General features: G+C 45.1%; 18 protein-coding genes. 11 read left to right on the top strand and 7 right to left on the bottom strand.

All coding sequences use genetic code 11. The annotated features are described in order from the left end of the window. Nucleotides 1-270: 270 nt before the first annotated feature. Nucleotides 271-1,491, top strand: coding sequence for an ammonium transporter (locus MKA69_RS11150; RefSeq protein WP_001285374.1), 1,221 nt, complete (start codon nt 271-273; stop codon nt 1,489-1,491). Nucleotides 1,492-1,671: 180 nt separating this feature from the next. Then, nucleotides 1,672-2,433, top strand: a complete 762-nt coding sequence (gene cobB / locus MKA69_RS11145) for a Sir2 family NAD+-dependent deacetylase (protein WP_055034084.1) — start codon at nt 1,672-1,674, stop codon at nt 2,431-2,433. 87 nt (nt 2,434-2,520) lie between these two features. On the opposite strand, the gene MKA69_RS11140 is transcribed toward cobB, so the two are convergent. Together MKA69_RS11140 and MKA69_RS11135 are read right to left on the bottom strand one after the other, a co-directional pair. Then, nucleotides 2,521-3,003, bottom strand: a complete 483-nt coding sequence (locus tag MKA69_RS11140; protein WP_001138890.1) for a YajQ family cyclic di-GMP-binding protein — start codon at nt 3,001-3,003, stop codon at nt 2,521-2,523. Between the two features lie 10 nt (nt 3,004-3,013). Then, nucleotides 3,014-4,075, bottom strand: coding sequence for a 3-deoxy-7-phosphoheptulonate synthase (locus MKA69_RS11135; protein ID WP_055034550.1), 1,062 nt, complete (start codon nt 4,073-4,075; stop codon nt 3,014-3,016). Between the two features lie 274 nt (nt 4,076-4,349). Between MKA69_RS11135 and MKA69_RS11130 the strand changes: the two genes are divergently transcribed. Further along, nucleotides 4,350-4,835 (top strand): PaaI family thioesterase, encoded by a 486-nt coding sequence (locus MKA69_RS11130; protein ID WP_055034549.1) that lies wholly within the window; start codon nt 4,350-4,352, stop codon nt 4,833-4,835. Here MKA69_RS11130 and MKA69_RS11125 read toward each other — a convergent pair. Further along, nucleotides 4,819-6,168, bottom strand: coding sequence for a hypothetical protein (locus MKA69_RS11125; RefSeq protein ID WP_055028909.1), 1,350 nt, complete (start codon nt 6,166-6,168; stop codon nt 4,819-4,821). The genes MKA69_RS11130 and MKA69_RS11125 overlap by 17 nt on opposite strands. A gap of 101 nt (nt 6,169-6,269) precedes the next feature. On the opposite strand from MKA69_RS11125, the gene MKA69_RS11120 reads away from it, so the two are divergent. Next, entirely contained in the window at nt 6,270-7,103 is an 834-nt protein-coding gene (locus tag MKA69_RS11120) for a S1 RNA-binding domain-containing protein (RefSeq protein ID WP_000608149.1), read from the top strand. A 183-nt stretch (nt 7,104-7,286) separates the two neighbouring features. Here the strand turns inward: MKA69_RS11120 and rsmF are convergent, their stop codons facing one another. From rsmF to MKA69_RS11100, 4 genes are all read right to left on the bottom strand, one after another. Beyond that, entirely contained in the window at nt 7,287-8,708 is a 1,422-nt protein-coding gene (rsmF, locus tag MKA69_RS11115; protein ID WP_305848051.1) for a 16S rRNA (cytosine(1407)-C(5))-methyltransferase RsmF, read from the bottom strand. A gap of 117 nt (nt 8,709-8,825) precedes the next feature. Then, nucleotides 8,826-11,465, bottom strand: coding sequence for a PqiB family protein (locus MKA69_RS11110; protein ID WP_055064266.1), 2,640 nt, complete (start codon nt 11,463-11,465; stop codon nt 8,826-8,828). A 9-nt stretch (nt 11,466-11,474) separates the two neighbouring features. Next, nucleotides 11,475-12,719, bottom strand: coding sequence for a paraquat-inducible protein A (locus MKA69_RS11105; protein ID WP_305848050.1), 1,245 nt, complete (start codon nt 12,717-12,719; stop codon nt 11,475-11,477). Nucleotides 12,720-12,758: 39 nt separating this feature from the next. Next, nucleotides 12,759-14,552: an ABC transporter ATP-binding protein gene (locus MKA69_RS11100; RefSeq protein WP_305848049.1), complete on the bottom strand. Its 1,794-nt coding sequence runs from the start codon at nt 14,550-14,552 to the stop codon at nt 12,759-12,761. Between the two features lie 85 nt (nt 14,553-14,637). Here MKA69_RS11100 and MKA69_RS11095 point away from each other — a divergent pair, with 85 nt between their 5' ends. From MKA69_RS11095 to MKA69_RS11065, 7 genes are all read left to right on the top strand, one after another. Next, complete coding sequence (locus MKA69_RS11095) at nt 14,638-15,111, top strand: GAF domain-containing protein (RefSeq protein WP_305848048.1); 474 nt, start codon at nt 14,638-14,640, stop codon at nt 15,109-15,111. 100 nt (nt 15,112-15,211) lie between these two features. Continuing rightward, complete coding sequence (proQ, locus tag MKA69_RS11090; RefSeq protein ID WP_000432042.1) at nt 15,212-15,835, top strand: RNA chaperone ProQ; 624 nt, start codon at nt 15,212-15,214, stop codon at nt 15,833-15,835. A gap of 17 nt (nt 15,836-15,852) precedes the next feature. Then, nucleotides 15,853-17,850 carry a carboxy terminal-processing peptidase gene (gene prc, locus MKA69_RS11085; protein ID WP_055034542.1) on the top strand — a complete coding sequence of 666 codons (1,998 nt, stop codon included), beginning with the start codon at nt 15,853-15,855 and terminating at the stop codon, nt 17,848-17,850. 152 nt (nt 17,851-18,002) lie between these two features. After that, the gene (locus MKA69_RS11080) at nt 18,003-18,677 is read left to right on the top strand and encodes a hypothetical protein (RefSeq protein WP_305848047.1); all 675 of its coding nucleotides are present in this window, start codon (nt 18,003-18,005) and stop codon (nt 18,675-18,677) included. A 179-nt stretch (nt 18,678-18,856) separates the two neighbouring features. Next, the gene (pepN, locus tag MKA69_RS11075; RefSeq protein WP_305848046.1) at nt 18,857-21,463 is read left to right on the top strand and encodes an aminopeptidase N; all 2,607 of its coding nucleotides are present in this window, start codon (nt 18,857-18,859) and stop codon (nt 21,461-21,463) included. 51 nt (nt 21,464-21,514) lie between these two features. Further along, complete coding sequence (locus MKA69_RS11070; protein WP_009355424.1) at nt 21,515-21,733, top strand: DUF2835 domain-containing protein; 219 nt, start codon at nt 21,515-21,517, stop codon at nt 21,731-21,733. A 188-nt stretch (nt 21,734-21,921) separates the two neighbouring features. Next, nucleotides 21,922-26,751, top strand: coding sequence for an NAD-glutamate dehydrogenase (locus MKA69_RS11065; protein WP_305848045.1), 4,830 nt, complete (start codon nt 21,922-21,924; stop codon nt 26,749-26,751). Nucleotides 26,752-26,783 lie beyond the last annotated feature (32 nt).

Genomic DNA, 26,783 nt, shown 5'->3' with positions numbered 1-26,783 from the left:
TTCTTGTGCGCGTTGTTTTGGTGCTAAAGTGCCAAATTGGTGCAATTCTGTTGCGAAATGTAACAACCAACTTCTGTTTGTTCAGAAACTCCCAGACTAACTACCTTATTTATCAATATATTAGATAAATTATTCTCTATTTCATCATCAGCGCAAAAAACTGGAACAGCTTTTGCTCAGTCGAGCTTAAATCTTCTTTTCTCACCAACTTGGTGAAAATAACAACAAAGCACAGGAAAAGTGCATAACAGACGATGGAGTATCATATCGATGAGCGATAGCGTAAGTCAGGTTCAAGGTGCCGTTCAAACCCTGACCCAAAGTTCAGACACTTTATTTTTGCTGCTCGGCGCCATCATGGTGTTTTTGATGCATGCAGGCTTTGCTTTCCTTGAAGTCGGCACGGTTCGGAAGAAAAATCAGGTTAACGCGCTGGTGAAAATTTTGGCAGATTTCGGGGTTTCTACGATTGCCTATTTCTTTATTGGTTACTGGGTTGCGTATGGACATCATTTCTTTGCTGATGCCGCGACACTCTCACAAGGCAATGGTTATGATTTAGTGAAGTTCTTTTTCCTACTTACCTTTGCGGCGGCCATTCCTGCGATTGTTTCTGGCGGTATTGCTGAACGCGCCCGATTCTATCCTATTCTTTTAGCGACATTTTTTACGGTCGGGCTGGTTTACCCTTTCTTTGAAGGGATCATTTGGAATAGTAACTTTGGCGTACAAGACTGGTTTGCCGCCAATTTAGGCGCACCATTTCACGACTTTGCAGGCTCAGTGGTTGTTCACGCCGTCGGTGGCTGGATTGCGCTGGTTGCCGTTGCTTTCTTAGGCATGCGTCGTGGCCGCGTGCGCGCTGGCAAACACACCAACTTTGCTCCCTCCAACATTCCCTTTTTAGCGCTTGGTGCATGGATTCTAAGTGTCGGTTGGTTCGGCTTTAACGTGATGTCAGCACAAACTTTGAATGGCATCAGCGGATTAGTGGCGATGAACTCTTTAATGGCAATGACGGGCGGTATTCTCGCCGCGTTAATTGTTGGGAAAAATGACCCAGGTTTTATCCATAACGGTCCATTAGCGGGCTTGGTCGCCGTGTGTGCCGGATCGGATTTAATGCATCCTTTAGGTGCATTGGTCACGGGGGTGATTGCGGGTGCCGTGTTTGTTTGGCTGTTCACTCAATTACAAAATAAAACCAAAATTGATGATGTGCTCGGTGTATGGCCGCTGCATGGCGTGTGTGGGGCGTGGGGTGGCATTGCCGCAGGCATTTTTGGCCAAACGGCCTTCGGTGGCTTAGGGGGCGTAAGCTTCAGCACACAGATTGTTGGAACCTTAATGGGCATCGCGATTGCGTTAAGTGGCGCACTGATGGTTTATGGCATCTTGCATAAAGTGATGGGGTTACGTTTATCACAAGAAGATGAGTTTAATGGCGCAGATTTAGCCATTCACAAAATCTCCGCAACCAGCGAAGAGTAATTCCGATTTGGATGGGCTTCTCGGTTCGAGAAGCCCTCAATTCCACTATGACTCATTCTGCAACGCTCTCTCTTTCTTCCCATCAATAGCCTTGTTACTACTATGGTCTAATCTGCGTTTTCTAGGGTTGATAACGCTTCAGTGTTAAGCTTAAACTAAAGCCGAAAAAAGGAATGGGTTATGAGCTTACCGTATCGACATATTGTGATACTGACTGGAGCAGGCATCTCTGCGGAGTCTGGTATTCAAACTTTCCGCGCTCAGGATGGACTATGGGAAAATCATCGTATTGAAGATGTGGCGACACCAGAAGGGTTTCAACGCGATCCAGATATGGTGCTGGAGTTTTATAACCAACGCCGCCGTAAGCTGCTCTCTGATGCGATTCAGCCCAATCCGGCACATCTTGCCCTAGGTAAACTGGAAAAAGAGTTGCAGGGCAGTGTCACGGTGATTACTCAAAACATCGATAACCTGCACGAACGTGGCGGCAGCCAGAATATTATTCATATGCATGGTGAATTGCTGAGAGCGCGTTGTCCTGAATCCAATCAAACAGTGGAGCAAAAAGAGGATATCCGTAACGGCGATTTATGCCACTGCTGCCAAATGCCTGCACAAATGCGTCCACACATTGTTTGGTTTGGTGAAATGCCGCTGCGCATGGGCGATATTTATGCCGCGCTTGAGCAAGCGGATTTGTTTGTTTCTATTGGTACATCAGGGGTGGTTTACCCCGCAGCGGGCTTTGTGCATGATGCACGCATGCATGGCGCACATACGATAGAAATCAATTTAGAACCTAGTGCGGTGGAAAGCGAGTTTGCTGAGAAGCGCTATGGCAAAGCGAGTATTGAAGTGCCAAGGTTAGTGGAAGAAATTTTGGCGGCGCAAAAACGTGCTATGCATCACTCTGCCAGTAAACAGTACAAACATGCTTAATGGCGATGAGTGAGTACGTGAACCGATAAAAAATGCCCCGCTAAACGGGGCTTTTTTTATCCTAGTATTGGCATTCCAACGACAAGATTAATCGCGGAAGTTGTTGTACTGCAGCGGTTGTTCCAAATTCGCTTCGCGCAGCATTGCCATCACTTCTTGCAAATCGTCACGCTTTTTACCCGTCACGCGCACTTTGTCGCCTTGAATTGAGGCTTGCACTTTGATTTTGGCATCTTTAATCAATTTCACGATCTTCTTTGCCAGTAGGGCTTCCAAACCTTGTTTGAAATCCGCATCCTTGTGCCAGTATTTACCAATATGCACGGAGTCTTTAGCATTCATAGCTCGTGCATCAACACCGCGTTTAGCGAGGTTTCCGCGTAAAATATCCATCATCTGGCCAAGTTGGAAGTCATCTTCGGCGGACAACTTGACCGTTTCTTCTTTCAGCTCAAAACGGGCATCTACGTTACGAAAATCGAATCGAGTAGCCAATTCACGAGTTGAGTTTTCTACTGCGTTACGCAGTTCTACAGCATCAATTTCTGAAACAATATCAAAAGAAGGCATGGGTATTTCCTTAATTACGAGAGCGACGGACTTTGATGGATTGTGCCAGCATGTCGAGCATCATGGCAGTATCATCCCAGCCTAAGCAAGGATCCGTGATTGAAAGTCCATAAGTCAGGTTATTGAGATCGTGCATTGGTTGATTGCCTTCAACCAAGAAACTTTCCGCCATAATGCCAGCAATTTTGTGGCTACCCGCTTCGAGTTGTCGGCAAATGTCACGCGCCACATCGACTTGTTTACGATGCTGCTTTTGGCAATTGGCATGACTAAAATCGACAACCAAGCGCTCAGGGAGGTTAAATTGTGCTAATTGTTGGCAAGCTTCATCAATTGAGGCTTGATCAAAATTCGGCCCAGTATCGCCGCCACGCAGAATGATATGACCAAATGGGTTACCGCTTGTGCGGTATACGGTCATACGGCCATTTTTATCTGGAGAGTAAAAATAGTGTGATGCTTTCGCTGCGCGAATTGCGTCAATCGCGATTTTCACGTTACCGTTTGTACCGTTTTTAAAGCCAACAGGGCAGGAGAGTGCAGAGGCCATTTCGCGGTGAATTTGCGACTCTGTCGTACGTGCGCCAATTGCCCCCCACGTGATGAGGTCTGCGATGTATTGACCTGTGATCATATCGAGGAATTCGGTTGCTGTGGCCAACCCGAGCTTATTCACATCGAGAAGCAATTTTCGGGCTTTATTTAGGCCGGTTTCCAAAGCATACGAACCATCTAAATTCGGATCCGTGATCAGACCTTTCCAACCCACAACGGTGCGCGGTTTTTCAAAATAAGTCCGCATAACGACAAACAATTCATTGCTATAGTTTTCTTGTAACGCGGCAAGACGGTGAGCGTAATCGAGTGCGGCATCGGTATCGTGTACTGAACAAGGACCCACAATAACCAACAGGCGATCATCTTCTCCAGTCAGAATGTTTTCAATTTGGCGACGAGACTGCGCAATCCGTAACGCGACTTCATCAGTGATTGGGTGTGCGTGACTCAATTCTGCCGGTGTCGGCATCGGGCCCAATGCTTGGGTTCTTAATTCATCGGTTTTCAGTGGCATAGGAGCGCTTGTCCTTTTGTTGCGAAGCGCTAAAGATAACGAATTTGTCAACGAGAATAAACCACTGCACCCAAAACAGATCATCGATTGCGTGTAAATCCGCTCAATAACGGGCATTTTGATGAGAGTTTCACCAAATCAAAATCCATACCGAGGCTACTCACTATTTCCTAACTCGCGAAAGTCACGGTGATATGGCACTTTGTTAACATTTGTTTGACATTTTAAGATGAATAGATTGAAGTGGTCGGACAACTTACTGTGCGGAGTTTTTATGCTGTCACCTTTAGCGAAAGCCAATCTTTACTTGAATCTGTTCGGTTTTTTTAAAGTGCCATTGATTTGGGCATGTCGCCCGAAAATACTTAAGCTTGATGACCAAGCGGTAGAAGTACGCATTCCGCTCAAAAGACGCAATAAAAATCATCTTAACAGTATGTATTTTGGAGTACTGGCGGTGGGTGCGGATGTCGCTGGCGGGTATATGGCGATGCATAAAGCCAATCAACGCGGTTGCCGTGTTTCGTTAGCGTTCAAAGCGGTACGAGGAGAGTTTCATAAACGCCCCGAAGCCGCAGTCCATTTTCATTGCGTAGAAGGTGAGAAGATTGATCGCATGTTAGAAGAAACTTCGCGAACAGGGGAAAGGGTAAACCAAGAAGTGCATATCATAGCCACTTGCCCAACCTTACATGGAGATGAGCCGATGGCTGAGTTTTGGTTAACCCTTTCCTTGAAGGTCGCTAAGTCTGCGGGATAGATTCAATATCCACAATTCGGCTTCGGTTAAGCACGATTTTCCAACGATAGTAGGTAGGCTCGCCTTTGTGGTGGTTCTCTTTCACGATCAAGTTCAACAGGTGTCGCTTTTCGACCGACTCTCGACTCACTTGACCATTGTTGAGCTGGTAAATGTGGTTTGATCCTTTATCCATCTGGCGCATGATCGAGCGCAGATCAATCATTAGCGTTTCACGTGTTTCTTCATAACCACTCATAAAGCGTGAGGTGGACATTTCGGTATGTGAGCGATAGTGCAGGATCTGCTCTTCACGCTGCACAATGCGTTTCTTACGAATGGCTTGAATGCGATCGGGTAAATCACTTAGCTTTTTGTAATCCAACCACTCTTCTTTATCGCCGACTTGTTTGCCTGTGGTCGGATCAAAATAATGGCGTCGCCATTTGGGTCTCCCTTTACGTATCCAACGCCACAGCATATCTCGCAAATCATCTTTAAAAATTTCGCGTAGGGCATAGATAAACGACATCGCAATAATAAAAGACGCGGTAATTTCACCCCAGTAATCCCGTGCGGATACCGCTGTAATCGTTACGGCTATCATCACCAACCCAGTGGCAAGTCCTTTTACTGCTCGCTTAGTGTTATTACCCAGTGAAGCGATTTTTTCATTGAGGATAACAGGGTGTTCAATGAGACGACGCAACAAGCGCATTTTGTTACTTAGCCGCGTGATGTCTTGGTTCGCTTTATCGGAGTTGTATTGATTGAGCGCGCGGTGGGCTTGCTCTTTCTCCACTAAGGTAATCAATCGTTCTTTATTGGTTTTATATTCATTATCGCGCGTCATGTGCGCAATCATGGATAAGAAACTCTGCTCGGTATACCACGAGAGGTAGTTATCAATGTTGGCATAATAGCGCTTAAGCTGCTCTTCATAAGGAATGCTACGACGCAAACGGCGCAAAATATCCAAGGACAGCTCAATCACGCTATCCACTTCTTCCGTCGTCACCGTATCGCTGGTGTTATTGAGTTGCGAAACCGCTTTGTCCAAGGCAATAACATACTGATAAGCAAACAAACTCAAACTTACCCGGTATTGCGTAGAAGAAAGATGCCCACGTTGGGCGAGGCGGCTGTGCACTAGTGGTAATAAGATTTGATCACTGTAATAGGAACGCTGTTGGTGGATAGAACTGTAAAAAAACTCAGACTCTGAGATCACTTCTGGTGAGATATCCAATTCACCCGGGATAAACAGATAAAAATTTAAGTCGAGCTCTTTACTGCCCTTCATCTGACTGACAATCGTCAAGGTTGCCGCATCTTGCTGCTCTACGGTAATCAACGAAAACTCCTGTAAAAATTGCCGGATTTATTGCTCCAATGCGAGAAAGCATAACAGAGATAACGTATAATCTCTGCAAATTTGCTGTGAGACAGTTTTATATGATTAACATTGGTCAAATTAATAGTTTAGAAGTGGTGAAATTCGCCGAATTTGGTGTTTTTTTGGATGCGGGAGAATACGGCACTACCTTACTGCCTAAGCGCTTCGTGCCAGAAGGTACTGAAATTGGGCAGTTTATTGACGTTTTCTTGTATTTTGACTCTGAAAACCAACTCGCTGCCACAACTGAAACTCCGATTGCTCAAGTGGGCGAATGGGGCTTAATGACGATCGAAGGGGTTAACAACACAGGGGCCTTTGCCAACTGGGGCATCAAAAACAAAGATCTGCTTATTCCATACAGTGAGCAGCGTGCCCGTTTTGCGGCTGGCCAAACCGTCTTGGTTTACGTCTACACCGATAAAGCATCGGGGCGTATTGTCGGCACAACCAAGTTCAACAAGTGGCTTGATAAAACACCAGCTAAATACACGCCAAACCAGCAAGTTGATTTGCTGATTGCTGAACGCTCAGAGCTCGGTTTCAAAGCGATTGTGAATGGTACGCACTGGGGCATGATTTTCTCCTCTGATGTCTTTGGCAAGCTGTTCATCGGTAAGAAACTTAAGGGTTACATTAAGAGTGTGCGCGAAGATGGCAAAATCGACCTGTCCCTGCAAAAAGTAGGGGTAGAGAAAATGGATGAGCTAAGCACTAAGATCTTAGAAACCTTAGAGAAGAAAGGTGGTTTCCTGCCACTGAGTGATAAATCAACACCAGAGGCAATTTTTGCCACTTTCCGTACGAGTAAAGGAACCTTTAAGAAGACCATCGGCGGTTTGTATAAGCAAGGCAAAATCGTGATTGAAAATGACGGTATTCGTCTAGCTTAACCTCTTGTTATAGAGGATTTTAGAGCTAAAAAAAGGCCCAAAACGTAAGGTTTTAGGGCCTAGGGGAATGGCTCCAAAGAGCCTGCGCTAATCGAAAATGTAGGAGGTTGCTTAATACTAAGCCTAGTACATATACTGAAATTAGCGACAGGCTTTTAGAATTTCATACTATAGTTCAACGATTCAGAATAGATTTTTATCTCTCACAAGCTCTCTTGGCAGTCCATTCTTCACGCGATTGCCGACCCATTTTCCTAACCCAATCACATCGTTAGCATAACGGACGATCACCTCACCTTGACCACTTTGTCCTTCTGGTCTGACATCTCTACCCATAAACCATTCTCGTGCTTGAGCGGTATCCAACACCACACTATGAGTAGTACTTTCGGAGGCTAAACAGGTTGCAACTTGATGCTGCCAGCGATAACCCGATTTATGTGCTTCAGCAATTTTTATTCCCATGCGAGAGAAACGCAGCTCCCCCAACATTGGCTCTAATGCTTGCGGGAATAACCACACATCGTTATCGCGTAGCCAGACTTGTGAATCCGATGGTAGCGCTATACCAAGAGATTTTTGAAGTTGCTCTGCAATCTCTGATTGCTGTTTTAGGCTTGCCTTATTGAAAGGAAATTTTCCAAGACGTTTGTTGACCTCAGGAACCGGTACGGATGCCAATTTGCGGATTTTGGCGACAAAAAAACCTTCACAATCGTACATTTGCGGGAAAATGTGCAAGAAGCCTTCTTCGGTCAACGCAATTGAAGCTTGCTCAAATAAGTTATCCAGAGATTCAAAACTTACAGCCTCACCGTAAGTTTGCTTGAGGTTCCAACACACTTGTTGATTCTCTTCAAGGCTGAGAGTGCATGTCGAATACACTAGCGTTCCGCCAACTTTTAAGGCCTGAAACGCGCTTTCAATCAAAGCTTTTTGAGTGGATGCGATACTATGAATAGCATCCATACTCCAATTCTTCATCGCATCGGGATCTTTGCGGATCGTTCCTTCTCCAGAGCAAGGCGCATCGATTAACACCGCATCAAATCGCTCTGGAAGCCATCCGCCAAATACGCAACCATCAAAATTGGTTAGAGCAGCATTACGAATGCCACATCGCTCAATATTGGCGTGCAGCACTTTGACACGACTCGCAGAGAATTCGTTCGCTACCAAAACACCTGCATTATCCATCAAAGCGGCGATTTGAGTTGTCTTAGAACCTGGTGCTGCGGCCATATCGAGAACCGAATCATACTGTTCATTTCCCATAAACAGGGCGGAAACAGGCATCATCGAACTGGCTTCTTGGATATAGAAAAGACCCGCCATATGTTCGGCAGTATTACCGAGTGGAACGAGGCTTTCATCGGCTTCGATCCAAAAACCGTTCTCACACCAAGGAACAGGCGATAACTGCCAATGTTTCTCAGCTGCACGTTCACAAAACTCAGCAACAGAAATTTTGAGCGTATTTACCCGAATACTTTTGCGCAATGGCCTTTGACAGGCAGCAATAAAATCAGCAAGTTGGGTAGAATCAGGCAGTATTTTCGCCATCGAAGTAATGAATTCTTCGGGAAGAGAAATGTTCGGATGCACAGGCAAATTCCGTTGATGAATAAGGTCGGCGATTATACCCAGATAGGTTCATGACATAAAGGTAGCCGTAAAAGAAGAAAAGCAGCCTAAAGCTGCTTTTCGTGAAACGGAGAAGGGTTATGGTTTAGGAATAGGAGTGCGCCACTTACTCCACTCATCTTGTGCTTGTGGGTAGAGATAGAAGGTATGTCCTTCAGGAGCCGCAGGCGTTAATTGCTTCTGCTCTGGCGTAGCAAAAGTAATTCCACCGCGTAACATGCTATCAAACGTACCAGCCTTCACATTGGCTCCTGTAATGCCAATCGACATATCGAGCCCTGACACATTCCAAAACACGCTGTTTTGGCGAAGTAGGTAAGTGTACTGCGGCGCAATACGAATGGTGGTAATCACTCGGTCAGCGAATTCACCGAGACGTACATCGATCACTTTGCCGATCTCAATATCGCGGTACAGCACAGGAGTGCCAACATTCACCGATCCACGCTTCTCACTTTGGAGTGTGTAGGTTTTACCTGCACCGCCGTGGCGAGCTTCTTTGTGTAGTTCAAACTCGTAACGGCTATCACCCACACCAGGTTGAACTTCAATACTTTGGCCTAATAGGTTTTGTACATTTTCAATACCGCTTAAACCAATTTTGGCCTGCGATAACCAAAATTGTGAATTCTGCTTAGCAATTTTGGGGGCATATTGTGGCTCAATTCGTGCGGAAAGTTTGACAAATTCAGATTCGAAATCTGGAATGATTTCAAATACCTCACCAATTTGCACTCCTTGGTATTGCACTGGAGTACCCACTTTAACGCCAAGTGTACCTAACGCGGTAAGCGTGATTTTCTCTCCATAACGACGGGCATGATCATAGTCGTTATACAGCTTCCACATCGAACCTACTTTGTTTTCAATACCCGGTAGACTATCAAACGCAATGCCACCACGCAGTAACGTTTGCAGGGGTGCGGCTTTCACATCGACACCATCCATCGAAGCTTTAATTTCGACGCCTGAGCGGTTCCAGAACACGGTGTTAGGCGTTAATAAATGCTGATATTGCTTTTCGATAGTGGCTTCAATTTGTACCCCTTTCGGTGTTAGCGTGAAACCAGAAATACTACCAACTTTTAAGTTGCGGTATAGAAGTGGGGAGCCAGCACTGATCGACGGTAACTCATTAGCAAAGAGTGTTAATGAACGAGAGCCTGATTGGTTGTATTTCGCCAGTTCCGCCAAAGATTGACTAGGGTAGAGGCGATATTGTTCTAATGGGGTAGAGCTTCCTTCACTGGCAAAACTGATGGAGCCAAGTAACAACTGCTTGGCGGGTGGGATCGAAACCGACAGCCCTGATTCAGTTAACTCTGCTGAAGCACTGCCAGTTAAATAAAAGCGGTTCTGTGAGCGGATCAACGCACCATATTGCTCATCGATCAGCACATTTAATTCAACATAATCGAGCTTTAAATTCACGGCCGTGACGCTACCTACGGTCACTCCGCGATACAGAATAGGCGTGCCTGCTTCTAGGCCAAATGAGTTATCAGCGACCAATTTAAAACTAATACTGTTAGAACGAGCGTATTTGAACTCGTTTTTACGCACCGCATGAAAATTTCGTGTCCGTTCACCTTCACCCGGAATCAAGGTTAAGAAATTTCCTTTCACTAAGTTAGTGAGGTTTTCTACTCCCGCTAACGAGACTTGAGCTTCTTCTAACACAAATTGGCTACCGCTATTGAGCATGTCGCTGAATGCCGGCTGAATCGCGGCTGCCGCGACGATGCTTTTCCGATTATCGGTCAACTGCACATCGGTGATTTGCCCAATTTCGATGCCTCGATACATAATAGGAGCTCCGGACGCGGATATGTTGTTGCCATCGGGTAAAGTGATCGATACCGCGATACCACGTCCGGCGGTTTTTAAATCACGATAGAGGCGAAACTGCGCATTTTGTTCAACCGGTTTACCTTCTTCCGGTGAATCCACGGCAATCGAGCCACCAAGCAGGGCGCTTAAGCTTTCCAAACGCACATCCACACCTTCGAAACCGATGCTTGTCCCAACACCACTGACGTTCCAAAAACGGCTCTCAGTATTGATGATGTGGCGATATTCATCTTTGATGGATGCCTGAATAATCACCGATTGGGCATTCTCATCCAATTGATAATTAAAGACTTCGCCAATCGGGATTTTCTTATAGACAATTTGAGAACCGACAGAAATACCGCCCAAATCACGCGCTTTCAAAGAAATGGTTAACCCACGTTGCGCCAACAAGTCCGAGGGGGCTGACTCTAATGCTTTGAAACTCGTCGGATAATCATCTTGATGGAGCGTGCCTGGCTGAATGGCAATATAGTTACCCGACACCAACGCATCTAACCCCGAAACTCCCGACAAACTGGCGGTAGGTTTCACCATCCAGAAACGTGTTTGGTTCGACAGTAGTTGGGTTGCTTCTGGGTAAATATCCGCTTCCACGTAAATACTATCCAGATCTTCAGACAGCTTAATATCTCTCACCATGCCCACTTCTAGGCCCTGATAGCGAATCGTGGTGCGCCCGGCAACCAGCCCTTGCGCATTATCAAAGTGAATTTGAATTCTCACTCCTGCATCATGTATCGCTTTAAACACTAGCCAGCCTGCCAAGGCCATCGTCACAATCGGCAAAATCCACAGTGGAGAGATTCCGCGATTTTTGCGAATGTCCGGTGTGTAAGAGTTTTGCGTTGTATTTTCTTGACTCATTCAAACAACCTATTGTTGAGTACGGGTAACGTCAGGATTGTCCCAGAGTAGGCGAGGATCCAAACTTTCCGCCGCCAACATAGTGAGCACCACAACCATACCAAAAGCCACCGCCCCATAACCGGGGGTAAAATCGAGGATTTGCCCTCGATCAACTAAAGTGAGCATGATAGAAATCACAAACAGATCCATGACAGACCATTTACCAATCCATTTTATGCCACGATAAATCATCATGCGTTGGCGCTGATGCACTTCGTGTTTAAATTTGATCGCCAGCAGCAAGTAAGCAAGTCCGACAATTTTAATCACGGGCACAACAATACTTGCCACAAAAATAATGACGGCGATTCCCCACATGCCACTTTTCACTAATGAAGCAACCCCTGAGAATATGGTGTCTTCAAGACGCTGTCCGTTTGTGATGAGAATCGAAATTGGAATGACGTTGGCAGGCACAATCGCCACTGTTGCGGCTAATACATAGGCCCACGTCCGTTCGATAGAGTTCGGTTTACGATGATAAAGCTTATGTTGACAACGCACACAGTGCCCACTTTCTGGTTGAGAAAGATGGCAGTTATGACAGTGAACTTGTTTCAAGGACAAATCGTAATCTTCTTCTTTTCGCCAAGTTTCCCAGTAACGACGAGTGCTAATGCGACTCAACAAAAGGACAGTGAAAATTTGCAGTAACACTAAGCCTAATAATCCTGACTCTACATAAATATCAGAGTAGTCTTTGAGCTTAAAGCAAGACACCGCCACGCTAACCAAGAATACATCCAACATCACCCACACTTTGAGATGATGGATCAGTAATAAGGAATAACGTAACGTCTGAAAATGGCGAAAACGTAAAGCCCAATGCGCCCCTAGCACAGATAAACATAAAATAAGTGGGGCTATTGAACTGCAAAATAAGACTAATAACGCTAATGCCCAATAGCCTTCACGCCATAAGGCGAACACTCCGTCTGGAAGCGTTGCTGGGATCATGACACCAAACAATCGAATGTTGATATAGCTGAAAAAATGCGAAGGAATAAACAGCAGCAAACATGTGACGGCAAGGGCTAAATTACCAGACAGAGAAGGAGAGCCCCCGCGATACAACTGCGTTCCGCAACGGGGACAATAGGCACTATGCCCTTGGTCGACCTTGACGGTATCCACCGCCAATTCGCAGCCGGGACACAAACGAAGATGGCTCGGCTGCATGGCATGAGAATGAAGAGGCAAGGGTGGTGTCATAGACAAATAACACCGCCCATAGTGACGTTGTCACTAGAATTAATGTGATTGGACATTGCCATATAAAGTTTGGTAGAGACCTTCTTGTTCCAAAAGCTCATTGTGCGTGCCTGATTGGCTGACATGTCCATCTTCCAGTACATAAATTAAGTCCGCTTGTTTCACTGCCGAAAGGCGATGAGCAACGATTAACGTCGTTCTACCCTGTAAAAATTGTGACAACGCTCGGTGCAAGGCCGCTTCCGTCGCGGTATCCAAAGCCGAAGTCGCTTCATCCAATATCACAAACTTAGGGTTACTGAGCACCATACGCGCAATCGCTAATCTTTGTCTTTGACCGCCAGAGAGACGAATACCATTCCGGCCGATTTGGCTTTCCAGCCCCAAATCCAGTTTTGCGATCACATCTTGCAGCTGAGCAATGTCTAACGCTTGCCATAAAGCATCATCATTAAACTGGCCACCAAGCGTGAGATTATGCCGCAAAGTGTCATTAAACAGTATAGGTTGTTGTAAAACAACGGCAATTTGATCTCGTATGACTTCAAACCCAATGTCATCACAGTGTTGTCCATTAAAACGAATTGCGCCACTTTGTGCACGATACACCCCCATTAGCAACTGAATGAGGGTCGATTTGCCTCCTCCACTGGTTCCGACTAACGCCACTTTTTTACCCGCTGGAATAGTGAGCGACAAATCGTGCAGAACTTGATTTTCACCATCATACGAAAAATTGAGGTGCTCAATCTTAATCTCAACTTCCCTAGGCTCATTAAAAGGATTCACTTTGCTGACCGGACGAAACTCTTCTTCCAGCTCCAATAGCCCATTGATTCTCTTCAAGGCAGCCTTGGCCGCATACCAAGAGAATTGGATCCCCAACAACTCTTGTACAGGGCTCAGCATAAACCACAAGTAACCAAATACCGCGAAGATCTGACCAATCGTGAGATCGCTAAACACCACCATTAGCATCGCGACCGCACGAAACAGCTCAAAACCGAGTAAAAAAAGCAAGAAGGAGAGGCGGCCTGCAGCTTCAGATTGCCACGCGTATTTATCAGCATTTTCGCGTACCGCATCCGCATCTGCGATAAGGCGATTTAAAAATTCTCGCTCTTTATTTGCTGCTCGTAATTGATAAATTCCCTCTAACGTTTCTACTAAACGGTTTTGAAAACGCTCGAACGCTTGATTTTCCCGTTTCTTCAAATGCTTAACTTGGCTGCCCAGCATTCGAGAAAAGTAGATAACAATCGGGTTCACTAACAGAATAAAGAGGCCAAGTCGCCACTCCAACCAAAGCAATACAATGGCGGTGCCAATCACCGTAAGCAGAGAAATCAGAAACTTACTCAGTGTCGAACCGATAAATTGATCAATCGTTTCTATATCGGTGATCAAATGGGCATTAATCCCGCCACTACCACGAGTCTCATACTGACGAATGCTGATACGCCCAAGCTTTTCAATCATTTTCCGGCGCATTTCATAAGTGATCGTCTTCGAAACCAAGGTAAATTGACGATTTTGTAAAATATTCAATAGTTGGCTAGCAATGCGCATTAGCACCACCATCAGCAAGGTGAGCATGATATAGCCCGTTGCGGTATGCCAATTGATAGGCAATAAATGATTCATTGCCTCAACCCCTTGAGCCGGTTGGTTTAGCAAGACTTCATCCACCATCAGCGGCATTAAGAGCGGGATAGGGACACTGATCAAAGTTGCAATCACCGCAATAATGTTGGCAAATAGAAGTTTAGTACGATGTTTTTTTACTTGAGTTATCAGCCAAGAGCGGCTAATAGTGTCGTTGAAGTACGTCATAATAATGAGAATGCATCCTATTTATAGGGTTTGTATTGTACGTAGTTCATAAAGTGAAGTCTTTAGTTTTCAAATGGAAGTTAATATGAATTTAGAGCAGTACCAGCGCTTAACCAAACAAGCCGTAGCTTTATTAGAAGGTGAAAGCAATCTGATTGCGAACCTCTCTAACTTGAGTGCCTTACTGAATATGGAATTGACCGAACTTAATTGGGTTGGGTTTTATTTGATGCAACAAGATGAATTGGTCTTAGGTCCTTTTCAAGGCAAGCCCGCTTGCGTTCGAATTCCAGTAGGTAAGGGGGTTTGTGGTACCGCGATCGCTGAAAACCGAGTACAACGTGTGCATGACGTTCATCAGTTTGCAGGACACATTGCTTGTGACGCCGCAAGTAACTCCGAAATCGTTATCCCATTCTCGATTAACGGAAAAGTTGCCGGTGTGTTGGATATTGATAGCCCAAATGTTGGCCGTTTCAGTGAAATCGACGAACAAGGTCTGACCTATTTGATGAGCGAAGTAGAAAAGCTGCTCAATTCACAGACTAATAAGGCATAAATTGCCCTTTGCCTGTGGTTTTTCCTTTGCAGGTCTTTATAATACCGCACATATTTACACATCAATGTTTGGCGGGCAGCCGCAATAACCAGGAATCCTCATGGAAAACACTGAAAAGTTAAAAAACAGCAAAGAAGTGATCGCGTACATTGCTGAATGTTTCCCTAACTGCTTTACTTTAGAAGGTGAAGCAAAGCCTCTGAAAATTGGTATTTTTCAGGATCTTGCTGATCGCTTGAATGACGACCCTAAAGTAAGCAAAACTCAGCTTCGTGCCGCGTTAAGACAATACACCTCTTCTTGGCGTTATTTACATGGTGTAAAACCTGGCGCAACTCGTGTTGATCTTGATGGTAACCCATGCGGTGAGCTAGAAGAACAACACGTAGAACACGCACAAACGGCACTGGCAGAGAGCAAAGCTCGCGTAGAAGCTCGTCGTAAAGAACAAGTAAAGAAAGTGCGTGAAGAAGCGAAGGCAAGCAAGCCAAAGGCGAAAAAGCCACAACAAGCTCGTCGTCCTCAAAATGCACCGAAAGTGGAGAAACCCGTAGAAACTCGCGCACTGGTTGCGTCAGAGCTTAACGTCGGCAAACAAGTCAATGTGAATATGGGTAAAGGCAACATGGCTGCGACCATCGTTGAAATCAGTAAGGAAGATGTGCGTGTTCAACTTGCCAACGGCCTACAAATGGTTGTGAAAGCGGAGCACTTGCGCGCATAAGGGAGATACTCCTACGCATGAAATGCCGTTCAAAAATATCTCTGATTGCTGCTAGCCTTTGGCTAGCAGCCTCTTCAGTTCAGGCTTTAGAAGCCAAAATCAAACCAGAAGATTTACCTCTTCTTGCCCCTGAAGCTCAACACGAAACGGCAGCGAAACGTGTCACTTCACGTTTTACCCGTTCTCATTACAAACAATTCAATCTGGACGATCAGTTTTCTCAAGCAATGTTTGAACGTTATCTTGAGATGCTCGATTACAGCCGTAACATTTTCACGCAAGCCGATATTGATTCATTCAAAACGTGGTCTTTGCAGTTGGATGATCAGCTGAAAGTGGGCAACAACCAGATTGCATACGATTTATACAATCTATCGATGGAAAAGCGCTTTGAGCGTTTTGAATACGCACTCTCTTTGCTTGATAAAGAGATGACTTTCGATAGTGATGAATTCATTGAGTTAGATCGTGCTAAATCTCCTTGGCCTAAAGATATCCAAGAAGTCAATGAGTTATGGCGACAACGTGTAAAGTATGACGCACTGAATTTGAAGCTGGCAGGTAAAGAGTGGCCAGAGATCAAAGAAACGTTAGAAAAACGCTACAACAACGCCATGAAGCGACTCACACAAACCAAAAGTGAAGACGTTTTTCAGGTTTATATGAATGCGTTTGCGCGTCAAGTCGATCCGCATACCAGTTATTTGTCACCGCGTAACGCAGAACAATTCCAATCAGAGATGAACCTCTCATTAGAAGGAATCGGGGCCGTGCTGCAGATGACGGATGACTACACTATCATCCGTTCATTAGTCGCTGGTGGCCCTGCGGCATTAAGTAAACAGCTAGGTGAAGGGGATCGCATTATTGGTGTTGGCCAAGATGGCGAAGAAATCGTTGATGTGATCGGTTGGCGACTTGATGACGTCGTACAACTCATCAAAGGCCCTAAAGGCAGTAAAGTAAAACTGATGGTTTTACCCGAAGGAAAGGATGCTAAAAGTCACGTTGTCACTATGGTGCGTGATAAAATTCGTCTGGAAGATCGAGCTGTAAAGTCTGAAGTTATTGAAAAATCTGGTAAAAAAATCGGAGTACTTGAAGTTCCGAGTTTTTATGTTGGCTTAGCTCAAGATACTGAGAAATTACTGACTGAGCTGAAAGCCAAGAAAGTCGATGGCATTATTGTCGACCTCCGCAATAACGGTGGTGGGGCATTAACGGAGGCCACCGCACTTTCCGGCCTGTTTATTACCAGTGGTCCAGTGGTACAAGTGCGTGATAGCTATGGTCGAGTTAACGTGAACTCGGATACTGACGGTAACATCAGTTACAACGGCCCGATGACCGTGTTAATCAACCGCTACAGTGCTTCCGCCTCTGAAATTTTTGCCGCTGCAATGCAAGATTATGGTCGCGCTATTATTTTAGGCGAAAACTCCTTTGGTAAAGGTACCGTGCAGCAGCATCGTTCTCTCAACCATATCTACGATCTGTTTGATAAAGAGCTAGGCTACGTACAATACACGATTCAAAAGTTCTATCGAATCGATGGTGGAAGCACTCAAAATAAAGGTGTGATTCCTGATATTGCCTATCCAACAGCGGTTGACCCTTCCGAAACGGGTGAAAGCGTTGAAGATAATGCACTACCTTGGGATAGCATTGATAAAGCAAAATATGAACGTTTGAATAATTTCAAATCGATCATTGCAAGCCTTGATGCCAAACACCAAAAACGTGTGTCGAATGACTTAGAGTTCGGATTCATTGAGCAAGATATTGCCAAATATCGTGCAGAAAAAGATGACAATCTGTTATCTCTGAATGAGAAAGTACGCAAAGAAGAAAGTGCTAAAGCCGATGAAGAGCGTTTAGCTCGTATCAACCAACGCCAAAAAGCGTTAGGTAAATCAGCTTATGCGAGCTTGCAGGATGTACCGAAAGATTACGAAGCTCCTGATGCATATTTAGATGAGTCAGTAAACATTATGCTTGACATGATCACTCGCTAACATATTGCTTAAAAAGCTATTATTTAAACGGACCTGCGGGTCCGTTTTATTTTTTACTTTTTTAGCTTTTAAAATTAATGTGATGAGCATCAAATAATTTCGCATTTCATATTCTCTCTGCCTACGCTTACAAAAAAGTGAGGAGAATACCGATGAAATGGATATTCACATTCGTGATCAGCATACTGTTTACCGCATCATCCACCGTACTCAGTGCCAATACTACTCCTGGTAGCCGGGCTGACTTAACTCAGTTTGATCAACCTTTATTGCTCGGCGATTGGTATCTACTGAATCCAAATCCTGAACAGTCCAATGAAAATTTCCGAGTCATTAAATTAAGTTTGGCATCGGATTATCAGTTTTCGATTGATATTCAGAAAAAAGATTACAGCGTGGATCATTGGAATGGGGACTATTCTGCCGATGAGAAAACCATCATCCTAGGGCTAGATAGTTCCGACCCTCAAGTTTACCAATACGAAAACAATCATCATTTATTGACGCTCAATGGAGTTACCTTCACCAAAGGATTACCCAATACCTTGGCGGGTAATTGGAGCAGCAATGAAATTGAGGGCATGGAGCAGGGCGTTGATCACAGCCTGATCCAGTTAACCTTACAACCCGATTTTGTTTTTTCATTTCATATCGTTAATCCCAATGGTCATGAAGCAACACATCGCGGCGTCTATTATACCGAAGGTAATCGGTTAGTGCTGTTGTACTCAGAAGGTGAACACGATACCCGCTATGTGCTCGATCAAGATCAACTGACCTTGGAAATCGATGATGGTATGACCGTCGTGATGAATCGTGTTCAATAAAATAGCAAACGTTAAGAGTGGCAGGGAGTTTACAGATAAGCTCCCTGCTTTTTTTACATTTAGGGGTTGTTATTCATTACGTCAGGCCTAAGATCTTGTCTCATTAATGCATTACAAACTCACAAACTTAACGCTCAGCGTTTTGTCACAGAACATAAAGTCAAAAAAGGATTACGACAATGGCTCACATTCCTCAAACCAAATACCGTCTTGATTACCAACCGCCTTCACACACCATTACCGATATCGATTTGGTGTTTGATCTTCATGACAATGCCACTCTGGTGACTGCGGTATCTCACATTAAACAGCAAAATGAGAGCAATACCTTAACCCTTGATGGTGAAGCGCTTACGCTTAAAGAACTCAAGGTAAACGGGCAGGATTGGCAAGATTACACCGTTACAGAGGCAAACTTAGAAATCCGCGGTTTACCGAGTGACTTTACCCTCACCGTGGTCACTCAAATTGATCCACAAGCCAATACCGCACTGGAAGGTCTATACAAATCTGGTGGTGCATTCTGTACGCAGTGCGAGGCGGAAGGCTTCCGCCGCATTACTTATTACTTGGATCGTCCTGACGTTCTGGCTCGTTACACCACCACCGTTATTGCAGATAAAGCTCAGAATCCTTATCTGCTTAGCAACGGCAACAAAATTGCTCAAGGTGAGTTAGATGCGGGACGTCACTGGGTGAAGTGGCAAGATCCTCATCCAAAACCTGCATATCTGTTTGCTTTAGTGGCTGGCGATTTTGATGTGTTGCGCGATCAGTACGTCACGCAATCTGGTCGCCAAGTTGCGCTAGAAATTTTTGTCGATAAAGGCAATTTGGATCGTGCTGGGCATGCAATGACTTCACTCATCAACTCTATGCGTTGGGACGAACAACGTTTTGGGCTAGAGTACGATCTCGATATTTACATGATTGTCGCTGTCGATTTCTTCAATATGGGAGCCATGGAAAACAAAGGGTTGAACATTTTCAACTCCAAGTTTGTGCTAGCCAATGAGAAAACGGCGACGGATACCGACTACCTCGGTATTGAAGCCGTGATTGGCCACGAATACTTCCACAACTGGACAGGTAACCGAGTCACTTGCCGAGATTGGTTCCAATTGAGTTTGAAAGAAGGTTTAACCGTATTCCGCGATCAAGAATTCTCCTCAGATCTCGGCTCGCGTGCGGTAAATCGAATTGGCAATGTGCGCATCATTCGTGGCCCACAATTTGCGGAAGATGCTAGCCCAATGTCGCACCCAATCCGTCCGGATAAAGTCATTGAAATGAATAACTTCTATACTCTGACCGTTTATGAAAAGGGCAGTGAAGTCATTCGAATGATGCACACATTGCTCGGTGAAGAAAAATTCCAACGTGGCATGAAGCTCTATTTTGAGCGTCATGATGGAACCGCAGCCACCTGTGAAGATTTTGTCGCCGCGATGGAAGATGCCTCCAGTATCGACCTACAGCAGTTCCGTCTTTGGTACAGCCAATCTGGCACTCCAACGCTCAAAGTGAGTAGTGTGTTTGATGCTGCGACACAAAGCTATGAGCTGACGGTAGAGCAAAACACAGAACCAACTCACGAGCAGAATGAAAAACAACCGCTGCATATTCCATTTGATATTGAACTGTACGCGCCAAATGGCGATGTTATTCCGCTACAGTGTAACGGGAAACCAGTTTCTAACGTGCTGGATGTGAAACAAGCTAAGCAAACCTTCCGCTTTGAACAGGTCAAACAGCAGCCGATTCCGTCACTGCTGCGTGAGTTTTCAGCGCCTGTGAAATTGGAATACGCATACAGTGATGATGAGCTGATTTTCCTGATGGTGCATGCTCGTAACGAATTTGCACGTTGGGATGCAGGGCAGATGTTGCTTGCTAAATACATTCGTACCAATGTTGAACGTGTACAACAGGGTCAACCAGTCGAACTGGCAGAAGCAGTGATCGATGCTTTCCGTGGTGTTTTGCTCAGTGATAATTTGGATGCTGAATTTGTTGCAGAAATGCTCTCGCTGCCAAGCCATAACGAAGTGTCTGGCTGGTATAAGCGCGTTGATGTGGATGCCATTGCTCAAGTTCTTACCCAAATCAAAGTCATTCTAGCGACCGAATTGGAGGATGAGCTCAGCGCAACGTATCACACGTTAAAGCAAGACACATACTCGATTGAGCATGCAGCAATCGGTAAACGTACGCTACGCAACGTGTGCTTGAGCTACCTTGCTTATACAGCACAAGGCAACTCATTGGTACAAAAGCAGTATGCACAAGCAAACAACATGACAGATACCATAGCAGCCATGACGTCCGCCAATCAGGCACAATTAGCATGCCGTGAAGCCTTGATGCAAGATTACAGCGACAAGTGGAAGCACGATGGCTTGGTGATGGATAAGTGGTTTACTTTGCAAGGTTCCAACCCATCTTCTCAAGTGTTGGAGGTGATTCAGCAGGCAATGCAACATGAAGCGTTTAGCTTGAAAAACCCCAACCGTACTCGCAGCTTAATTGGTGCATTTTTGAATGCTAACCCAGTCAATTTCCATGCGAAAACAGGGGAAGGCTATCGCTTCGCGGGGCAAATTCTGCGTGAGCTTAACAGTAGTAACCCACAAGTAGCTTCACGTCTGATTGATCCACTACTTAAGTTCCGACTCTATGATGAACAGCGCCAAGCATTGATCAAACAAGAGCTCGAACAATTGAAAAGTATGGAAAATCTTGCGCGTGATTTGTTTGAAAAAGTGAATAAAGCACTCGACGTATAAGCCAACAATAAAGGGCAAACTAGGTGGCACTTAGTGCCACCTCATACCTGCATGAACAACTATTTTTTCTCTCTAAACATCTCTTATCAAACCTTTGTCGCACATTATTCTGGCGCGGCGAGCAGTGTCGTGGTCATAACAGAACAAGGCTTGAGGTTACAACTTCCAGCTACTCGCCTACGGCCATTCTTAAGCCAAATTGGAGTAAAAGGTCGATTTCGGTTAACAACTGACCAAAATAATCGTTTCGTTAAGTTAGAAGTTCTGTAAAAGCATCAATTTGCAGTAGTTTAAATAGGTACTTTAGTCACATTCTCACACTTTTACTCCATGACAACCCCAAAACAATTAACCATTTATCAATAAAACTCTTACAATAAACCCCGCATTACTCACAGTAAGCACTATGCTTATTGCACACACCCTACAAAAATAAGAATCAAATTCTGGAGTCGACCATGACTGCGCGTGAAACTTTGATGCCAGTTTTGCTTGAAAAAGTGTATCAACTGATTCAAGACAAACTAGAGCTTGCTCAACAACCCTTAGTGACTCAACTTGGACAACACCTGTTCAGCAATATTTCGCAAGACGATTTAGTTGAACGTAACGAGTCCGATCTTTATGGTGCGGTACTCAGCCTCTGGCACCATATTAATGAAAAAACCGCCGAAGAACGCTCAGTACGAGTGTTTAACCCAACGGTCAGTCGCCAAGGTTGGCAGTCGACCCATACGATTGTAGAAATTGTTCTTCCAGATAGCCCATTTCTGGTCGATTCGATCAAAATGGCATTAAGCCGCCTAGGATTGGCCTCCCACTTAATGTTAAACGGGCCCGCACACATTGCACGCCATGAAGATGGTTCGGTAAAAAGCATCAATCAAGGTGAAGGTCAACTGACATCCATGTTCCATATCGAAGTCGATCGTCTCAGTAGCAAAGAAGAGATGACGGAGCTCAAAAATGAACTGCTCGATATCCTGCAAGACACGGCACTTGTGGTTAAAGATTGGAAGCCGATGTCTAACAAGCTTGAACAAGTCATTAACCAGCTAGAAGCGGAGCATAATCAGCTCCCCATTGAAGCAGAGCGTTTAACGGAAACGATTCAATTCTTACGTTGGCTTGGTAACCATAACTTTACGTTTATGGGATACAAAGAGTTTGATTTGATTGAGGAGAATGGTGAAACCGAGCTCACTCCAACTCAAGAGGCTGGCTTAGGTTTATTTTCAGAGCATGAACGCGTACGTAGCGTAAAACTGTCACAATTCCCAGATTCCGCAAGGCTAGAAGCGAAAAAACCATTCTTATTGATCCTCACCAAAGGCAATAAGCAATCGCGAATTCATCGCCCAGCTTATACCGATTACATCGGTATTAAGAAATTTGATGCCCAAGGCAAAGTGATTGGCGAGCATCGTTTCACCGGCTTGTACACCTCCGCCGTTTATAACCAGAGTGTGGAAAGCATCCCACTGATTCGTGAAAAAGTTGGCCGCATCTTAGCTGCCAGTGGTTACCGCCAAGGATCTTATGCCTACAAAGCACTGCATAACATTCTAGAAAACTACCCACGCGATGAATTACTGCAGGCACGAGAAGAAGAGTTGCTTGAAGTAGGCATGGGAGTCGTGCAGATGCAAGATCGCGATCTACTCCGTCTGTTTGTTCGTCGAGACCCATTCGGTCGCTTCTTTAGCTGCATGGTTTATGTTGCCAAAGAACGCCACAATACCGAGCTGCGTCGCCAAAGCCAACGTATCTTCAAAAACTACTTTTCCTGTGAGCAAGAGGTTGAATTTACAACCTATTTCTCCGAAAGTTCTTTAGCTCGTACCCACTATATCGTGCGGGTTGATAACAACAATATTGACGTCGATGTGAAAAAAATAGAGCAAAACTTAATGGAAGCCTCAACCACGTGGGATGATCGTCTCGCAGAAGCCATCGTAGCGAATTTTGGCGAGAGCCGCGGCTTGCCTCTCTCAAAAGAATACCAACGAGCTTTCCCTCGCTCTTACAAAGAAGATGTTATGCCAGGCTCTGCATTAGCGGATATTGAACATCTCGAAGCGCTCGATGAGAACAATAAACTTGGTATGTTGTTCTATCGCCTGCAAGAAACGGCAAAAGATTCCAAAGCCGTTCGACTCAAGCTCTACCACAAAGATGAACCTATCCATTTGTCAGACGTAATGCCTATGCTAGAAAACCTAGGATTACGTGTGATTGGCGAATCACCTTACGAAGTGGTCAAAGCGAATGGCCAAGTATACTGGATCCTTGACTTTTCAATGCTGCATAAAAGCGATAAGCAAGTTGATCTCCGCGAAGCGCGCGATCGATTCCAACAAGCATTTGCAGCGATTTGGGCAGGCGAGTTGGAAAGCGATGGCTTTAACCGCCTGATTCTAGGTGCATCACTTTCTGGCCGAGAAGTCTCTATTCTGCGTGCTTATGCACGTTATATGCGCCAAGTTGGCTTCCCATTTAGCCAACACTACATTGAAGATACGCTCAGCCATCACCCTGATCTTGCCAAAGGCTTGGTGGATCTTTTTGTACATCGCTTTGATCCTAAATACAAAGGTAGTGAGAAAGGCCAAGCCGAACTGATCAAATCCCTCACAGAACAGTTAGATCAAGTTGAAAGCCTTGATGATGACCGGATCATCCGTCGCTACATGGAAATGATTAATGCGACTCTGCGTACCAACTACTACCAGTTGGACGAAAACAAACAGCCAAAACCTTGGTTATCACTCAAAATGAAACCAAGCGATATTCCAGAAATTCCAGCGCCGGTGCCGGCTTTTGAAATCTTCGTTTACGCTCCAGATATCGAAGGGGTGCATTTACGTGGCGGCAAAGTAGCTCGTGGAGGGTTGCGTTGGTCTGATCGTCAAGAAGACTTCCGCACAGAGATCTTGGGCTTAGTTAAAGCACAGCAAGTGAAAAATACCGTTATCGTTCCTGTGGGTGCGAAAGGCGGCTTTGTGTGTAAGAAGCAGTATCTCTACACCACTCGAGATGAAATCTTCGCCGAAGGTCAGCGCTGCTATAAACGCTTTATTCGTGCATTGCTCGATGTCACTGATAACATCCTTGAAGGGCAAGTCGTACCGCCGAAAAATGTCGTTCGTCATGATGAAGATGACCCATATTTGGTGGTTGCAGCAGATAAAGGTACAGCCACTTTCTCTGATTTAGCGAACTCAGTTTCGGCAGAATACCAATTCTGGTTAGGCGATGCTTTTGCCTCTGGTGGCTCTAATGGCTATGACCATAAAGCCATGGGTATTACCGCTAAAGGTGGTTGGGAATCGGTGAAACGCCATTTCCGTGAAATGGGTATTGATTGCCAAACTACGGACTTTACTGCAATCGGTATTGGCGATATGGCAGGGGACGTATTTGGTAACGGCATGCTGTTGTCGAAACACATTCGTCTACTGGCGGCCTTTAACCACATCCATATTTTCATTGATCCAACACCAGATTCCGCAAGCAGTTGGGAAGAGCGTAACCGCTTGTTCAACCTGCCTCGTTCAAGTTGGGAAGATTACAACTCTAAGCTGATTTCTAAAGGCGGGGGTGTTTTTTCTCGTAAGGCAAAAGCCATTACGCTAACACCTGAAATGCAGAAAATGCTCAACACCAAGAAGGCATCTTTAGCTCCCAACGAGCTGATCAAGATGATCCTGAAAATGGAAGTTGATCTACTTTGGAATGGTGGTATCGGGACCTATGTCAAATCGTCTATCGAAACTCATACCGATGTCGGTGATCGAGCGAATGACGGATTGCGTGTTGATGGCCGTGAATTGAATGCCAAAATCATCGGCGAAGGTGGCAACCTCGGTATGACTCAACGTGGGCGTATTGAATTTGCGCTGAAAGGTGGCCGAGTCAACACCGACTTCGTAGATAACGTTGGCGGCGTGGACTGTTCAGATAACGAAGTTAATATCAAAATCTTCCTCAATGGTTTAGTTGCAAACGGAGATTTAACACTAAAACAGCGCAACCAAATCCTTGAGTCAATGAAAGATGAAGTCGGAACGATTGTTATTGAAGATGCTTACGGCCAGTCAGAGTCCATTTCTGTTACTGAAGCTCAGGGCGTTTCTCTGATGAAAGAGCAGATCCGCTTTATCCACCATATGGAGAAAAACGGATACCTAGATCGCGCATTAGAATACATTCCTGATGATGAAACCTTACTTGAGCGAGAAAGACAGGGCATGGGCTTAACTCGCCCAGAGCTTTCTGTTCTGATGGCTTATGGCAAGATGGCACTGAAAGAAGAACTGGCCAGTGAAGAAATTGCTCAAGATGAATTTCATGCAAAACAATTGGTTAACTACTTCCCAACGGAGTTACGCGGTCACTATGCACAGCAAATGGTGAACCATCCGCTACGAGTAGAAATCATCGCGACAGCCTTAGCGAACCAAATGGTTAACGAAATGGGCTGCAACTTCGTTACTCGTTTGCAAGAAGAAACGGGGTCAAGCGTGACAGATATTGCTAACGCTTATGCTGCAGCTCGCGAAATTTATGGCCTTGGTACCGTACTGGAAAAAGTTCGCCACCTAGACAACATTGCGCAAAGCAGTGCCCAGTATGATGTGATGTTCCTAGTGCGCCGCACATTACGACGCTTAACTCGTTGGCTGCTGCGTAACCGCACTGGCAAACCAAACGTTATGAGCATGATTGAACGTTACCAAGATGATGTAAAAGCGATCACCGAGCAGCTTGATCACGTATTGGTAAAAGAAGAGATTGCGGAACATCAACTCATGGCTGAAACATGGATTGAGAAGGGGATCGAGAAAGAGCTTGCTCATTACGTGGCACGTCTCTCTAGCCTCTATTCCGCATTGGATATTTCCAGTGTTGCTAAAGAGAAAAACACGGCAGTCGCTCAAACCGCCAAACTCTACTTTAGCTTAGGAGATCGACTTTCATTGCACTGGTTCTTAAAACAGATCAATCAACAGGCTGTTGATAACCATTGGCAGGCGCTCGCAAGGGCTTCATTCCGAGAAGATCTTGATTGGCAACAGCGTCAATTAACCGCTCAGGTACTCAGTGGTAACTTAACCAGTGTTGAGCCGGCACTGGATAAGTGGTTGGAGCGAAACCAAGTGTCGATCACGCGTTGGGAAAACATTCTTAATGAATTCAAAGTAGGTAGCGTGCATGAATTCGCTAAGTTCTCCGTGGCACTACGAGAGTTGACTTTGCTCAACTTAAACTGCCTTACTTCAGAATAAGCATTGAATTGCCTGACGAATGAGTCAATAAT

The sequence above is a fragment of the Vibrio sp. AH4 genome, assembly GCF_030710545.1.
GTDB classification, from domain to species: Bacteria; Pseudomonadota; Gammaproteobacteria; order Enterobacterales; family Vibrionaceae; genus Vibrio; species Vibrio metoecus.
This window is presented reverse-complemented; position numbering and strand designations above follow the sequence as displayed.

What these genes read in the sequence shown, in the direction of transcription:
- MKA69_RS11100 (WP_305848049.1), bottom strand. Translation starts at nt 14,552, where the DNA reads ATGACGTACTTCAACGACACTATTAGCCGCTCTTGGCTGATAACTCAA.
- MKA69_RS11070 (WP_009355424.1), top strand. Translation starts at nt 21,515, where the DNA reads ATGAACAACTATTTTTTCTCTCTAAACATCTCTTATCAAACCTTTGTC.
- proQ (WP_000432042.1), top strand. Translation starts at nt 15,212, where the DNA reads ATGGAAAACACTGAAAAGTTAAAAAACAGCAAAGAAGTGATCGCGTAC.
- MKA69_RS11080 (WP_305848047.1), top strand. Translation starts at nt 18,003, where the DNA reads ATGAAATGGATATTCACATTCGTGATCAGCATACTGTTTACCGCATCA.
- MKA69_RS11120 (WP_000608149.1), top strand. Translation starts at nt 6,270, where the DNA reads ATGATTAACATTGGTCAAATTAATAGTTTAGAAGTGGTGAAATTCGCC.
- MKA69_RS11140 (WP_001138890.1), bottom strand. Translation starts at nt 3,003, where the DNA reads ATGCCTTCTTTTGATATTGTTTCAGAAATTGATGCTGTAGAACTGCGT.
- MKA69_RS11095 (WP_305848048.1), top strand. Translation starts at nt 14,638, where the DNA reads ATGAATTTAGAGCAGTACCAGCGCTTAACCAAACAAGCCGTAGCTTTA.
- MKA69_RS11105 (WP_305848050.1), bottom strand. Translation starts at nt 12,719, where the DNA reads ATGACACCACCCTTGCCTCTTCATTCTCATGCCATGCAGCCGAGCCAT.
- pepN (WP_305848046.1), top strand. Translation starts at nt 18,857, where the DNA reads ATGGCTCACATTCCTCAAACCAAATACCGTCTTGATTACCAACCGCCT.
- MKA69_RS11130 (WP_055034549.1), top strand. Translation starts at nt 4,350, where the DNA reads ATGCTGTCACCTTTAGCGAAAGCCAATCTTTACTTGAATCTGTTCGGT.
- MKA69_RS11065 (WP_305848045.1), top strand. Translation starts at nt 21,922, where the DNA reads ATGACTGCGCGTGAAACTTTGATGCCAGTTTTGCTTGAAAAAGTGTAT.
- MKA69_RS11135 (WP_055034550.1), bottom strand. Translation starts at nt 4,075, where the DNA reads ATGCCACTGAAAACCGATGAATTAAGAACCCAAGCATTGGGCCCGATG.
- prc (WP_055034542.1), top strand. Translation starts at nt 15,853, where the DNA reads ATGAAATGCCGTTCAAAAATATCTCTGATTGCTGCTAGCCTTTGGCTA.
- cobB (WP_055034084.1), top strand. Translation starts at nt 1,672, where the DNA reads ATGAGCTTACCGTATCGACATATTGTGATACTGACTGGAGCAGGCATC.
- MKA69_RS11150 (WP_001285374.1), top strand. Translation starts at nt 271, where the DNA reads ATGAGCGATAGCGTAAGTCAGGTTCAAGGTGCCGTTCAAACCCTGACC.
- MKA69_RS11110 (WP_055064266.1), bottom strand. Translation starts at nt 11,465, where the DNA reads ATGAGTCAAGAAAATACAACGCAAAACTCTTACACACCGGACATTCGC.